Source organism: Pseudomonas graminis (genome assembly GCF_013201545.1).
Lineage (GTDB): Bacteria > Pseudomonadota > Gammaproteobacteria > Pseudomonadales > Pseudomonadaceae > Aquipseudomonas.
Genome location: NZ_CP053746.1, coordinates 1,367,503 through 1,381,113, shown reverse-complemented (window position 1 = coordinate 1,381,113; position 13,611 = coordinate 1,367,503). Strand labels below are relative to the sequence as shown.

Below are 13,611 nucleotides of genomic sequence, written 5' to 3'. Positions count from 1 at the left end.
AAAATCGGCTGCGTGAAAATCTGCTGCATGAAATCTGCTGATTGAAGCTGAGCCGGTTTGCGTCGCTGTCTTTGGCTCTTTACTTCGGTGCAGACGCTGGCTGGCAGGGCTTCACCTGCCTGAGTCGCTGGTCACACGGCAATCTGGTGGTCCTGCAAGCCCGGGCTGCTGACGCGATAGATGCCGATTTCCCCCAACAGATTAGGCCAAAGCTTGCTGGCCCAGCCGTGCCGATGCTGTTGATCGACTGCCAGCCGATCAATGACCTTGGCCGACCGACCCCGGCACAGCTCTTCGAAATCTTCGAAGGTGCAGAAGTGGATGTTCGGCGTGTTGTACCACGTGTACGGCAGGAACTCGGAAACCGGCATTCGCCCCTTGCTCGCCAGGTACCAGCGGCAACGCCAGTGCCCGAAGTTGGGGAAGGTGATGATGCACTGGCGGCCGACGCGCAGCATTTCGTCGAGGATGCGATCGGGGTAGTGCACGGCCTGAAGCGCCTGAGTCATGACCACCACATCGAAACTGTTGCTGGCAAAGTTGCCCAGCCCCTTGTCGAGATCCTGTTCGATGACATTGACGCCGCGCGCCACGCAGCGGGCGATGTTGTCGGCGTCGTTCTCCAGGCCGTAGCCCGTCACTTGCTTGTGCTCCTGCAGCCAGGCCAGCAATTCGCCGTCGCCGCAACCGAGGTCGAGCACACGGCTGCCTGCCGGTATCCAGTCTTGGATGATTTCCAGGTCGGCTCTCATGGTGTCCTCAGAGTGCAATTCGGTTCATGTAGCTGGAGAAAGCCTGCAAGTAGCGCGGGATCGGGATCAGGAACGCGTCGTGGCCCTGGGGCGCATCGATTTCCAGATAACAGACGTCCTTTTTCGCCGCCATCAGCGCATCGACCAGTTCCCGCGAGCGGGCCGGGGAGAAGCGCCAGTCGGTGGTAAACGACATCACACAGAACCTGGCGCTGGCGTTGGCGAAGGTGGCGGCGAGGTTGTCGTTGAAGTTGGCGGCCGGATCAAAGTAGTCCAGCGCTTTGGTCATCAGCAGGTAGGTGTTGGCGTCGAAGCGCCCGGAAAACTCCTCGCCCTGATACCGCAGGTAGCTTTCGACCTGGAACTCCACGCTGTGGAAGTCGTAGTTGAGGTTCTCGTTCTTCAGGCCCCGGCCGAATTTCTCACCCATCGAGTCATCGGACAGGTACGTGATGTGCCCGACCATGCGCGCCAGCATCAAGCCGCGCTTGGGGATCACGCCGTGCTCCTGAAATGAGCCGCCGTGGAATTCCGGGTCCGTCAGAATTGCCTGCCGCGCGACTTCGTTGAAGGCGATGTTCTGCGCCGACAGCTTGGGTGCAGAAGCAATCGCCAGACAGTGCCGCACGCGCTCGGGGTAGGTGATCGTCCATTGCAGCGCCTGCATGCCGCCCAAACTGCCGCCGACGATGGCGGCCCATTGATCCACGCCCAGCCGGTCGGCAAGCCGCGCCTGGCTGTGCACCCAGTCTTCGACCGTCAACACCGGAAAGTCGGCGCCGAAGGGCCTGCCGGTTTCCGGGTTGAGGCTGCTGGGACCGGTGGAGCCATTGCATCCGCCGAGGTTGTTCAGGCTGACGACGAAGAACTTATCGGTGTCGATAGGCTTGCCGGGGCCGATGCAACTGTCCCACCAGCCCGGCTTACGGTCTTCTGCGCTGTGGTAGCCCGCCGCGTGGTGATGACCCGAAAGCGCGTGGCAAATCAGTACCGCGTTGCTTTTGGCGGCGTTGAGCTGACCGTAGGTTTCGTAGATGAGATCGTAGGCAGGCAACGAGCGTCCGCAGGCCAAGGCCAGCGGTTCATTGAAATGCGCCGTTTGCGGCGTGACTAGACCGACAGAATCTTTGGGAAAGACCGTGGACATCGACCTGCTCTCGCTGAAATGAGGCGTAAGTCTAAAGATCGCGCGGGGGTGCGGCAACAAACTAAATGGCTGAATTCGCGGAGGGTAACGCTTTGGATTTTTGCCGGCGCGACATTCATTAGGCGGGAAAAGGGCGACGGCTGCTGGTGCCGTCGCCCCAAGATCAAAAGCTTCCCGGCTGAAGCCGGTCCTTGTATGTTTCTCACACACCCGCTCAGACTCGCTAGTCTTCTGGATGCATAACCAAAAAGATGTGTTCTGGGGGAGACCGATCGGTCCCTAAGGCAGACGTTAATCCTGACCTTGTCCGTAGAGAGGTCCCCCCGCCTCATTGCCCACCACGTAGAGTATCGAGAAGCCGACAAGTCGGACTTCGCATTACAAGGTTGCAGCGGCATGAAGTTCGAGGTCAGGGGAACCAGAGCCATCATTACCCAGTTTTTCTGGAGATGAAAGCCATGGCTATTCACGTCGGTCTTGTATGTTTCTCACACACCCGCTCAGACTCGCTAGTCTTCTGGATGCATAACCAAAAAGATGTGTTCTGGGGGAGACCGATCGGTCCCTAAGGCAGACGTTAATCCTGACCTTGTCCGTAGAGAGGTCCCCCCGCCTCATTGCCCACCACGTAGAGTATCGAGAAGCCGACAAGTCGGACTTCGCATTACAAGGTTGCAGCGGCATGAAGTTCGAGGTCAGGGGAACCAGAGCCATCATTACCCAGTTTTTCTGGAGATGAAAGCCATGGCTATTCACGTCGGTCTTGATGTTGGTTCACGCACGACGGCTATGGGATGGCGCGATAAGGGTCGATCAGCCGGCGCGTGGGTAATTGCTCAAACACCTAAAGGCCGCAAGGCTGCCGTCAAGAAACTCCTGGCCCTCAAACCGCTCAGCGTTGTCATGGAAGCCACCGGTATCTATTACCTGGATCTGGCGATAGAGCTGAGTGCAGCGGGTTTGCCGGTGTCGGTGATTAACCCGAAAAGCTCCCGTAATTTTGCCAGGCTGAAGCTTCAGCACAGCAAGACGGATGCAATCGATGCCCAGTTGCTTGCCGAATATGGCGAGCGTATGACGCCTAGCTTGTGGACTCCGCCAACTTCCGCCCAGCTTGAGCTGCGGGCTATCGGCCGGCACATCAATCGTCTGGTCGACCACCGTACCCAGGCGAAAAATGAGTTGCACGCGCTTAAGGCGACTGACACGTCCTCGGCACTGCTGATCGAAGACGAAGAAGAGGCCATCGCAGCCTTTGACAAGCGTATTGAACGCTTCAGAAAGGCTGGACTGGATCTGGTTGCCAGCTGTCCGGTGCTCCAAGGTCAGTTCGATAATATGCTGGCGGCCCCCGGCATGGGCGAGGTCTCCACGCTGGCCGCGCTTGCCGAAATGGCGACCCTGCCAACGACCTTGAAGTCAGGCCAGGTAAGCCGCCATGCAGGGCTGGATGTACGGCTGACTCAGTCTGGAACGAGCATCGACAAGCCTGGCAGGCTCAGCAAATGCGGCAACGCTTACTTACGCTGTTCAATGTACATGCCAGCGCTGACTGCGATCCGCTGCGATCCCTATGTGAAGGGTTTTTACGAGGCTCTGGTGGGCCGAGGCAAACGTAAGATGCAAGCGATCTGCGCGGTGATGCGTAAATACCTGACAGGTTTGTGGGCTTGCATGCGCAGCGGCGAAGACTTCAATACGGCCAAGCTTTTCAGCGAAAAACATCTGCAAAAAGCTTGATCGGGAACAGAGTATCTACGGTCAGAGTTACCGCATTCTCATTTGCTGCATGCAGCGGCTGTCAGATCAACCGCCACAGCTCTTGCGGCATGCCGGCATAGGCCGCCAGCGCTGGCATGACGTAGGACTGCAGCACCTGAATCGCGATAAAGGCGAAGATCGGCGAGATGTCCATGCCGCCCAGGTTGGGGATGATACGACGGAACGGCGCCAGGATCGGTTCGCTGATCTGGTAGGCAAGTTCAGCGGCCGGGTTGTGGCTGCCCGGAGCAATCCACGAAACGATGACCATGATGATCATCGCGACCCAGAAGATCTTCAGCAGCAGCGACGTGATACCGATGATCGACCACATCAACAGGTGCGGGATATCGCCGATGGTGCCGTAGGTCATCATCAGTACGAAGGCCATTAACAGCGCCTGAATGACGATTGCCAGCAGCAGCGAGGACGTGTCGAGTCCGAAGACGCTCGGCACGATGCGCCGGATAGGCTTGAGCAACGGCTGGGTCGCACGGACGGCGAACTGGCAGAGCGGGTTGTAGAAGTTGGCTTTGACCAGCTGCAGCACAAAGCGCAGCAGAACGATGGTCAGGTACAGGCTGATGAGCGTCTGGATGACGAAAATCGTGGCGCCGGTGAGTGCATTCATGAATTGCTCCTTATTTGCCCAGCTGTTCGGCGAGTTCGGCGGAGCGATGTGCAGCGGCGCCCAGCGCCTTCTCCACAATGGCTTCGAAGCCATCGGCCTGGAAAGATTTGATGGCGGCTTCAGTGGTGCCCGCAGGGGATGTCACTCGGCGACGCAGTTCGGCCGCATCGACGTCGCTGCCGGTGGCCATCAATGCCGCGCCCAGCGCGGTTTGCAGGGTGAGTTTGCTGGCCACGTCAGCCGGCAGGCCGAGTTTGACGCCTGCGGCCGTCATGGCTTCGATCAGCAGAAAGAAATACGCCGGGCCGCTGCCCGACACCGCCGTCACCGCGTCGATGTGGGCTTCTTCGTCGACCCACAGTGCAATCCCGACCGCCGACAGCAACGTCTCGGCCTGCTCGCGTTGGTCCGGGGTGACATCCGCCGTGGCGTACAGGCCGCTGACACCTTGGCGCAACAGCGCAGGGGTATTCGGCATGCAGCGTACGAGGGGCTGCTCGCCCAGCCATGCCCGCATGCTGGCACAGGTAATCCCGGCGGCGATGGACACGATCAGTTGATGAGGCTTGAGTGCCGGCTTCAGCGCTTCGCACACGGATTTCATCATCTGCGGCTTGACTGCCAGCAGCACCACATCGGCGCCTTCGACGGCCTCGGCGTTGTCGGCGACCACTTTGATGCCGTGTTCTTTTGCCACGCGCTCGCGGGTTTCTGCGCCAGGATCGCTGGCACGAATCAGCTCAGCGTCGACGCCCTGGGCGCGCATGCCACCAATCAGGCTGGCAGCCATGTTGCCGGCGCCGATGAACGCGATACGGGTTTTGCTCATGAACGGTTTCCTGTGAGGCAAAGGTTAAGGCTGCCCATAATTGCGGGCGCCAAAGAGGGCAGTGCCAATCCGCACCCAGGTCGCGCCTTGTGCGATGGCGGCTTCGAGGTCGTGGCTCATGCCCATCGAAAGCGTGTCCAGCGGCAGGCCCAGTTGTGCCTGCAGGGTGCTGACGGCGGCGAACGAAGCGTTCTGTTCGTCGCGATCATCGGTGGGTTCGGGAATGGCCATCAGGCCGCGCAGTTTCAAGTTGGGCAGCACGCTGATCGCCTGGGCCAGTGCGGGCAGGTCTTCAGGGTCGCAGCCTGACTTGCTGGCCTCGCCGCTGACGTTGACCTGAATGCAGATGTTCAGTGGCGGCAGTTCTGGCGGACGCTGTTCGGACAGCCGCTGCGCGATTTTCAGACGGTCCACGGAATGCACCCAGGCAAAGTGCTCGGCGATGGCGCGAGTCTTATTGGACTGGATGGGGCCGATGAAATGCCAGATCAAGGGCAGGTCGCTCAATTCAGCCTGTTTGCCGAGGGCTTCCTGAAGGTAGTTCTCGCCGAAATTGCGGAGTCCGGCGTCGTAGGCTTCCCGCAGGTCGCTCGCCGGTTTGGTCTTGCTCACCGCCAACAGGCCGACAGACGCCGGGTCACGCTCGACCGCTTGGGCCGCGCTATGAATTCGCTCGGCGAGCGTTGAAATGTTCTCTGCTATCGTGGACATTGATTTGCGCCAGCAGGGCTAAAGTCTGCGGCATTCTATGTGATGAGGAGCTGTATGGATATTACCGAGCTGCTGGCCTTCAGTGCCAAGCAAGGCGCGTCGGACTTGCATCTCTCTGCCGGCCTGCCACCGATGATTCGCGTCGATGGTGATGTGCGGCGGATAAACCTGCCCGCACTGGACCAGAAAGAGGTTCAGGCGCTGATCTACGACATCATGAACGACAGGCAGCGTAAGGACTTCGAGGAGGACCTGGAGACAGACTTTTCCTTCGAAGTCCCAGGCGTGGCGCGCTTTCGGGTCAACGCGTTCAACCAGAATCGCGGCGCCGGCGCGGTGTTTCGGACCATTCCGTCGAAGGTCCTGAGCATGGAAGAGCTGGGCATGGGCGAAGTGTTTCGCAAGATTACCGACGTGCCCCGCGGCCTGGTGTTGGTCACCGGTCCGACCGGTTCAGGCAAGTCGACCACCCTCGCGGCCATGGTCGATTACCTGAACAGCAACAAGCATCACCACATCCTCACCATTGAAGACCCGATCGAATTCGTACACGAGTCCAAAAAAAGCCTGATCAACCAGCGCGAAGTCCATCGCGACACCCACGGCTTTGCCGAAGCGCTGCGGTCGGCGCTGCGAGAAGACCCTGACGTGATTCTGGTGGGTGAGCTGCGCGACCTTGAGACCATCCGCCTGGCCCTGACGGCGGCAGAAACCGGCCACTTGGTGTTCGGCACGCTGCACACCACGTCCGCTGCCAAGAGCATCGACCGTATCGTCGATGTGTTCCCGGCGCAGGAAAAGTCGATGATCCGCTCAATGCTTTCCGAGTCGCTTCACGCCATCGTGTCTCAGGCGCTGCTGAAGAAGGTCGGCGGAGGCAGGGTCGCTGCTCACGAGATCATGATCGGCACGTCGGCGATCCGTAACCTGATCCGCGAGGACAAGGTGGCGCAGATGTATTCGTCGATTCAGACCGGGGGGTCGCTGGGGATGCAGACGCTGGACATGTGCCTGAAGGATCTGATCAGCAAGGGGCTGATCACGCGTGAGAGTGCGCGGGAGAAGGCGAAAACGCCGGATAATTTCTGATAAGGAAGGCAAACGACTGTGGGGAGCGAATCAATTCGCTCCCCACAGTGTTTTCAGGCGGTGTGTGCGATCAACGCTGGGCGATGCGCACGGTGCCCTTCTGGCTCGGCGGCTGCTTTGGCAGCACACGTTTGGCGACGACGTAATGGCTGTCCCAGTACGGCTTCTTCAGCGTATCGATCGTCACGGATTTGCCACGGCGTGGCGCGTGAACGAAACGGTCGTTGCCGAGGTAGATGGCAACATGGTTCACCTTGCGGCTCTTGATGTTGAAAAACAGCAAGTCGCCCGGCTTCAAATCCTTGCGGTCTACCTTTTGACCGTGACCTTCGGCCATGGCGTTGGACGTGCGCGGCAGATCGACTTCGCTCACGTCGTTGAAGGCATATTTCACCAGCCCGCTGCAGTCGAACCCTTTTGTTGGGCTGGTGCCGCCCCAACGATAAGGTGTACCGATGGCATTTACGGCCCGGTTGACCACGGTGCTGCTCTGTTTGGTACCCATCTGCGCCGTGTTGGCCAGGGCGACAGTGTTTTGCGAAATTTTGCGAGTGCTGCGGGACGATTTACCCTTAACAGCTTTGGCTCGCTTGCCAGAGGACTCGAGTGGAGTAGCCGTCTGTTCCAGTGCAGCCATTGCAGACCGTTGAGCGGCAATGTTGCGTGAAACGGATTCCGGCGACTCGGACCTGGCGGTGAAACCGGTGAAGCTCGGTGGAAGCGTTTGCTCACGATTGGTGGCGTGGGCGGCCAGTGGCATAAATAGACAAATAGTCAGCCATGTCTTGAAAAATGGACGCATTAGGCAGGGCTCATGTTGGTCAGCGCGCAACTTTATAACAGCTTTTTGCGAAATTCTGAGCCCCCTTGTCGAACAATTTACTGCCCCTGAAGTCAGTTTTGGCGGCAAAATCGTCATCTTGCTGTGCTGATCACCTTGCAGAACAAGGGTTTGCACGATTGAAAAGAGGTTCAAGCCATACGTCGGACGGCGTCACTAAAGTCACAAAACTTACGCATATTTTTTTCTATTGCAGCAGACGAGGTCAACAATGAACACCTATCAACCCGACGTTCAACGTCCGGACACCCACAGCAAGGTCATGGGCTATCTGCTGTGGATTGTGGGATTTACCGGCGCTCACCGTTTTTATTACGGCAAGCCGGTGACCGGCACTATCTGGTTTTTCACGCTGGGTTTGTTTGGCATTGGCTGGCTGATCGACCTGTTCCTGATTCCGGCGATGGATCGGGAAGCGGACCTGCGATTCAACGCAGGTGCGACCGATTACAGCCTCGCCTGGATTCTGCTGACCTTTCTGGGCGTGTTCGGTGTGCACCGGATGTATCAGGGCAAATGGATCACCGGGATCATTTACCTGTTCACCGGAGGTTTGGCGCTGCTGGGCGTGCTGTACGACTTCTGGACGCTGAATGACCAGATCTCGGTGAAGAACGCCCGCCGGTAATAGCGGTTTCTTTGGGCTCGTCCGTGGAAGTGAGAGAGATCCTCCCACCATGAGGCGAGTCATCGGAGAAGGCAGCGCGCGACACAAAACCTGTGGGAGTGAGCGTGCTCACAAAGGGGCCGGTGCATTCAGCCACTTTCTCTGAGGCTGAAAGTGAGCCTTCGCGAGCACGCTCGCTCCCACATCATCAACGTCTGCCTGAGGTTGGGCATCTCACCCGTTATAGCTAACCCGCCCATCCACAAACGTGTACTTCACGGCGCTCGGCAGACAATGGCCGAGGAACGGGCAGTTTTCGCCTCTCGACAGCCACTTCTCGCCTACAACCGTAGAAGCGGCGGGATCGAACAGCACCACGTCCGCAGGCGAGCCGGCGGTCAGTGTTCCGGCCGGCAGGCGCAGCGCAGCGGCGGGTCCGGAGCTGAGGCGTGCCAGCAGCGTCGGCAGGTCCAGCAGGCCGTCTTCGACCAGCGTCATCGCCAGGGGCAGCAACAACTCCACGCTGCTGATGCCCGGCTCGGTCGCGCCGAACGGGGCCAGTTTTGCGTCACGCTCATGGGGTTGGTGATGGCTGGAGATCGCCTGCACCACGCCCGACTTCACTGCTTCGCGCAATGCGTCGCGGTCTGCACGTGTGCGCAGCGGCGGCTGCACGTGGTACAGGCTCGAAAAGCCGGTCAGCGCCTCGTCGGTCAGGATCAACTGATATAGCGCAACGTCCGCCGTCACCGGCAGACCTCGGGCCTGGGCCTGAGCAATCAACGCCACACCGCGCGCACTGGTCAGTTGCGTGAAATGCGCGCGCACACCGCTTTGCTCGACCAGCAACAGGTCCCGCGCCAGTGCCACCGTTTCAGCCGTCTCCGGAATACCCGGCAGGCCCAGAAACGCAGCCGTCGGCCCGTCGTGGGCCAGGCCGCCTTCAGCGAGATCGTGGTCCTGGGAGTTGAAAATCACGGTCAGATCGAACGTCGCCGCGTATTCGAGGGCACGGCACAGCGTGCGATTGCTGCGGAAATTCACCATGCCATTGGTGAATGCCACGCAGCCCGCGTCGCGCAGGGCAATCAGCTCGGCCAATTGCTCGCCTTCCAGGCCCTTGCTCAACGCACCAATGGGGAAGACCTTGCTGTGGCCGGCTTCGCGGGCGCGATCAAGGATCAGCTCGGCAACGGCGGAGGTGTCGAGCACCGGTTTGGTCCGCGGCGGGCAGCACAGGCTGGTGACGCCGCCTGCCGCCGCTGCACGGGTTTCGCTGGCGATGTTGCCCTTGCGGCTGTAACCCGGCTCGCGCAACGACACGTTCAGGTCAACCAGCCCGGGGGCGGCGATCAAGCCGGCGGCGTCGATGGTTTCCGTAGGGCTGAAGCCGGCGGGTGCCGCGCCAAGGGCGAGCACCTTGCCCGCTTCGAGGTGGATGTCGGTGACTTGATCCAGACCGCTGACAGGGTCGATGACGCGAGCGCCGAGGATGCTGAACTTCACTGGGCGATCTCCTGCTCGAACTGACGTTGTGCGGTTTGGCCACTCATGGCCATGGACAGAACGGCCATGCGCACGGCGATGCCGTAGGTCACCTGATTGAGAATGACCGAATGAGGGCCGTCTGCTACTGCCGATTCGATCTCCACGCCCCGGTTGATCGGGCCTGGGTGCATCACGATGGCATCGGGCTTGGCGCCGGCCAGGCGCGCAGTGGTCAGACCGAACAGCCGGTAGAACTCACCCTCGCTCGGCAGCAGGCCGCCCGACATGCGCTCGCGTTGCAGGCGCAGCATGATCACCACGTCGACGTCCTTCAGGCCTGCGGTCAGGTCGGTGTAGACCTTCACGCCGTACTGCTCGACGCCCACCGGCAGCAGCGTTTTTGGCGCGACCACGCGGATGTCCGGGCAGCCCAGCGCTTTGAGCGCGATCATGTTCGAGCGCGCGACGCGGGAATGCAGGATATCGCCGACGATCGCCACCGAGAGGTTCTCGAAATTGCCCTTGTGGCGGCGGATGGTCAGCATGTCCAGCATGCCTTGGGTCGGGTGTGCATGACGGCCGTCGCCGCCGTTGATGATCGCCACCTGCGGGCTGACATGTTCGGCGATGAAGTGCGCCGCACCGGAGTCACCGTGGCGCACGACGAACATGTCGGCGGCCATGGCCTCAAGGTTGCGCAGCGTATCGAACAGCGTCTCGCCCTTGCTGGTGGAGGAGGTCGACACGTTTAACGTGATGACATCCGCCGACAACCTCTGCGCCGCGAGCTCGAACGTGGTGCGGGTGCGGGTCGAGTTTTCGAAGAACACGTTGCACACGGTTTTGCCGCGCAGCAGCGGGACCTTCTTCACCGCCCGGGCGCCGACTTCGAGGAACGAGTCGGCGGTGTCGAGGATTTCGGTGAGCAGTTCGCGGGGCAAACCGTCGAGGGAGAGAAAGTGCTGCAGCTGGCCCTGATGGTTCAGTTGCAGCGGGCGCTTGGCGTCGAGAGGCGTCATCGCAAAGGACTCTTAGAGGGCGGCGGAATCGGTGGAAAGGTCTTGCAGTTCAAGCGTCAGCGGCGTTGGCCCGGACAGCTTGACCCGTTCGTTAGGCCCCAATGACAGGGTCGCGCCCGTCACGTTCGGGCGGATTGGCAGGTCGGCGGCGTCCAGGTCCAGCAGCGACACCAGGGTCACGCTGGCCGGGCGGCCGTAATCGAACAGTTCGTTGAGCGCTGCACGAATGGTGCGCCCGCTCATCAGCACGTCATCGATCAGCACCAGGTGCTGGCCTTCGATCTCGAACGGCAGCTCTGACGGTCGCACTTGCGGGTGCAGGCCGTTCTGGCTGAAGTCGTCGCGATAAAAGGAGACGTCCAGCGTACCCAGCGGCGACTGGATGTTGAGCGCTTCAAGGAGCGCCTGCGCGACCCACACGCCACCGGTGCGAATGCCGATGAAACGAGGCTCCTGGATGCCGCGTTTGTTCAGGTGCGCGTTGAGATCAATCGCCATCTGGCTGATCAGTTCGGCGGGATTTGGCAGGCTCATGGTTGCTCCTTCAGGTGCCCCGGCGTGCGCTGCACGAACGTCCGGGGTAAATCGAATTCGATGCAGCGTAGATGGATCAGGTTTCAAACAGCGCGGTGTTGGCTTCCAGCCAGCTTTGCAGCAGAAGCGCTGCGGCGATGGCGTCCACGGGATTGTCCCGGTAGCTGCCGTGCTGGCCGCGAGAGGCGCGTTCGCCTTTGGCTTCAAACGTGGTCAGGCGTTCGTCGTGGGTGTAGACCGGCAGGTTGAAGCGGCCATTGAGCTTGCGCGAAAACTTCTCGGCACGGGCGCTCATCTCGCTCGGCGTGCCGTCCATGTTCAGCGGCAGGCCGACGACGATGGCGTCCGGTTTCCACTCGCTGATCAGCGCCTGAACCTTGTCCCAGTCCGGCACGCCGTTCTGCGCTTTCAATGTGCAGAGTTCGCGCGCCTGCCCGGTGATCACCTGGCCGACCGCCACGCCGATCTGTTTGGTGCCGTAGTCGAACCCCAGCAGCAGGCGCAGTCCGGCCATCAGGCGTGACCCGCCTGGCTGGTCAGCAGGTTCAGGTTGACGCCCAGTTTAGCGGCAGCGGCGTCGAGGCGGTCTTCGCTTTCGACGTCGAAAAGGATTGCCGGGTCGAACGCGCAGTTGAGCCAGGCGTTGGCTGCAAACTCGGCGTCCAGCTGGCCGGCGTCCCAGCCGGCATAGCCGAGGGTGATCAGATTTTGATCAGGGCCGTAGCCGTCTGCGATAGAGAAAAGCACGTCCTGGGAGGTCGAGAGCGAAATGCCACCCAGGTCGACCGTCGCCTGGAAGACCTGACCGGAAGGGTGCAGGACAAAGCCGCGATCTGTTTGCACCGGCCCGCCGAGGTGAATGGGGATATCCCTGCACCGCGCAGGAGGCGGCAATTCGGGGCGCAGCTGTTCAAGGACATCTGCCAGCGACAGGCTTTGCGGTCGGTTGACGATCAGGCCCATGGCGCCATTGGCGTTGTGCTCGACGATGTAGGTCAAGGTCTGGGCGAAGTTCTCATCGTGCATGTGGGGCATGGCGATCAGAAACTGGTGTTTGAGGTACGACGGAGAGACGTTTTTCATGAGCCCTAGTGTGGCGTCGCGGGGCTGTTGTGACAACTGGCAGAACCGACTCACGGGCGGATAAATCGCGACGCAGGTCAGGTTTCATAGTGCGCGGCATTGGCTGATCAATTACTCGACAGCTTGTCCCCGCGCGCGAATTTCCAGGTACGGATGATTTCAAGCCGGTCGATATCGGCCAGATCGCCACTGAACGGCGCAAACGGTGCGGCCAGCCGGACAATCTTCTGCGCGGCCTGATCCAGCAGCGGCTGACCCGACGACTCGAGAACCAAGACTTCATACAGTGAGCCGTCGCGATTGATCGACACCATCATCCGCAGGCTGCCGTAGATCTGCTTGCGGCGCGCTTCGTCCGGATAATTCAGGTTGCCGATGCGCTCGATCTTCTTGCGCCAGTCTTCTTTGTACCAGGCACCTTTGTCGCGCATGGTCGAGGCGGCGCTCAGGCGGTGGATCTTCGGACGCTTGGCGTAGGCCTGCTGCTCATCCGCCAGCTCGGCTTCGAGGCTGGCGATTTCGCTGTTCAGCTGCGTGCTGTCGATGGTCGGTGCGACTTTCTTCTGTTCTTCCGGCTTGACCTCATTGCGCTTGGCGACGGTCTTTTGCGGAGACTGGGCTTTCGTGGCGACAGCGGTCTTCGGCGCGTCCTGCTTGACCACCGGTTTGGCCGCAGGCGGTGGCGTGACCTTGTTGATCTGGTTGTCTTGATAGGGGGCGATTTCGGTGGTCTTCGGCACCGCTTTCTTGTCGAGGGTGCCGCTGCCCTGCTGGTTTTCCTGGGCGAGGAAGTCAGCGTCCTTCGGCTTGGTATCACTTCTGAAAGGGGCGAGAGTGATCTCCAGGGTCTGGCTGATCTTTTCCGGTTTGACGTAGGTGAAACCAACGCCAAGGATGACGGCCAGATGCACCAGTGCGGCGATCATCAGGGTAAACCCGAGGCGATCGGCAGGGCGCACGCCAGTGCGGGTCAGGGACAGGGGGAGATCATCGTCGACCGCAGCGTTCATCCACGCTCCGGCAGCACATGTGCCAGCATTACTACTCACCTAGCGCAAAAATTCAGGCCGCGCATGATAACGCAATGTCAGGACTGGCTTGGCGTTTGATGTCACCGGG

15 protein-coding genes are annotated in these 13,611 nt (G+C 60.4%); 3 read left to right on the top strand and 12 right to left on the bottom strand.

Translation table 11 applies throughout. From position 1 onward, the window contains the following. Nucleotides 1-131: 131 nt before the first annotated feature. On the bottom strand, nucleotides 132-752 hold the full coding sequence (metW, locus tag FX982_RS06335) for a methionine biosynthesis protein MetW (RefSeq protein ID WP_122536395.1): 621 nt from the start codon (nucleotides 750-752) through the stop codon (nucleotides 132-134). 7 nt (nucleotides 753-759) lie between these two features. Continuing rightward, nucleotides 760-1,899, bottom strand: a complete 1,140-nt coding sequence (metX, locus tag FX982_RS06330; RefSeq protein ID WP_122624410.1) for a homoserine O-succinyltransferase MetX — start codon at nucleotides 1,897-1,899, stop codon at nucleotides 760-762. 744 nt (nucleotides 1,900-2,643) lie between these two features. Here metX and FX982_RS06325 point away from each other — a divergent pair. Next, nucleotides 2,644-3,639, top strand: a complete 996-nt coding sequence (locus tag FX982_RS06325) for an IS110 family transposase (protein WP_172610027.1) — start codon at nucleotides 2,644-2,646, stop codon at nucleotides 3,637-3,639. Nucleotides 3,640-3,700: 61 nt separating this feature from the next. On the opposite strand, the gene FX982_RS06320 is transcribed toward FX982_RS06325, so the two are convergent. Genes FX982_RS06320 through FX982_RS06310 form a run of 3 tightly spaced genes read right to left on the bottom strand, consistent with a single transcriptional unit; the run spans nucleotide 3,701 to nucleotide 5,831 of the window. Further along, nucleotides 3,701-4,291: a YggT family protein gene (locus FX982_RS06320; protein ID WP_065991147.1), complete on the bottom strand. Its 591-nt coding sequence runs from the start codon at nucleotides 4,289-4,291 to the stop codon at nucleotides 3,701-3,703. Nucleotides 4,292-4,301: 10 nt separating this feature from the next. Then, entirely contained in the window at nucleotides 4,302-5,120 is an 819-nt protein-coding gene (gene proC, locus FX982_RS06315; protein WP_172610026.1) for a pyrroline-5-carboxylate reductase, read from the bottom strand. A 24-nt stretch (nucleotides 5,121-5,144) separates the two neighbouring features. After that, on the bottom strand, nucleotides 5,145-5,831 hold the full coding sequence (locus tag FX982_RS06310) for a YggS family pyridoxal phosphate-dependent enzyme (RefSeq protein WP_172610025.1): 687 nt from the start codon (nucleotides 5,829-5,831) through the stop codon (nucleotides 5,145-5,147). Between the two features lie 54 nt (nucleotides 5,832-5,885). Here FX982_RS06310 and FX982_RS06305 point away from each other — a divergent pair, with 54 nt between their 5' ends. Continuing rightward, on the top strand, nucleotides 5,886-6,920 hold the full coding sequence (locus FX982_RS06305; protein WP_065991152.1) for a type IV pilus twitching motility protein PilT: 1,035 nt from the start codon (nucleotides 5,886-5,888) through the stop codon (nucleotides 6,918-6,920). A gap of 70 nt (nucleotides 6,921-6,990) precedes the next feature. On the opposite strand, the gene FX982_RS06300 is transcribed toward FX982_RS06305, so the two are convergent. Continuing rightward, nucleotides 6,991-7,722, bottom strand: coding sequence for a C40 family peptidase (locus FX982_RS06300; RefSeq protein WP_172610024.1), 732 nt, complete (start codon nucleotides 7,720-7,722; stop codon nucleotides 6,991-6,993). Between the two features lie 250 nt (nucleotides 7,723-7,972). Here FX982_RS06300 and FX982_RS06295 point away from each other — a divergent pair, with 250 nt between their 5' ends. After that, nucleotides 7,973-8,389, top strand: coding sequence for an NINE protein (locus FX982_RS06295; protein WP_172610023.1), 417 nt, complete (start codon nucleotides 7,973-7,975; stop codon nucleotides 8,387-8,389). A gap of 213 nt (nucleotides 8,390-8,602) precedes the next feature. Here the strand turns inward: FX982_RS06295 and FX982_RS06290 are convergent, their stop codons facing one another. The 6 genes from FX982_RS06290 to FX982_RS06265 form a co-directional block, all read right to left on the bottom strand. Continuing rightward, nucleotides 8,603-9,874: a dihydroorotase gene (locus tag FX982_RS06290; protein ID WP_172610022.1), complete on the bottom strand. Its 1,272-nt coding sequence runs from the start codon at nucleotides 9,872-9,874 to the stop codon at nucleotides 8,603-8,605. Next, a complete protein-coding gene (locus tag FX982_RS06285; protein ID WP_172610021.1) occupies nucleotides 9,871-10,875 on the bottom strand; it encodes an aspartate carbamoyltransferase catalytic subunit in 1,005 nt (334 codons plus the stop codon). The genes FX982_RS06290 and FX982_RS06285 overlap by 4 nt, the downstream gene beginning before the upstream one ends. A gap of 12 nt (nucleotides 10,876-10,887) precedes the next feature. Next, entirely contained in the window at nucleotides 10,888-11,409 is a 522-nt protein-coding gene (gene pyrR / locus FX982_RS06280) for a bifunctional pyr operon transcriptional regulator/uracil phosphoribosyltransferase PyrR (protein WP_172610020.1), read from the bottom strand. 76 nt (nucleotides 11,410-11,485) lie between these two features. After that, the gene (gene ruvX / locus FX982_RS06275; RefSeq protein WP_172610019.1) at nucleotides 11,486-11,923 is read right to left on the bottom strand and encodes a Holliday junction resolvase RuvX; all 438 of its coding nucleotides are present in this window, start codon (nucleotides 11,921-11,923) and stop codon (nucleotides 11,486-11,488) included. Further along, complete coding sequence (locus tag FX982_RS06270) at nucleotides 11,923-12,492, bottom strand: YqgE/AlgH family protein (protein WP_172610018.1); 570 nt, start codon at nucleotides 12,490-12,492, stop codon at nucleotides 11,923-11,925. The genes ruvX and FX982_RS06270 overlap by 1 nt, the downstream gene beginning before the upstream one ends. A gap of 107 nt (nucleotides 12,493-12,599) precedes the next feature. Then, the gene (locus FX982_RS06265; protein WP_172610017.1) at nucleotides 12,600-13,502 is read right to left on the bottom strand and encodes an energy transducer TonB; all 903 of its coding nucleotides are present in this window, start codon (nucleotides 13,500-13,502) and stop codon (nucleotides 12,600-12,602) included. Between the last annotated feature and the right edge of the window lie 109 nt (nucleotides 13,503-13,611).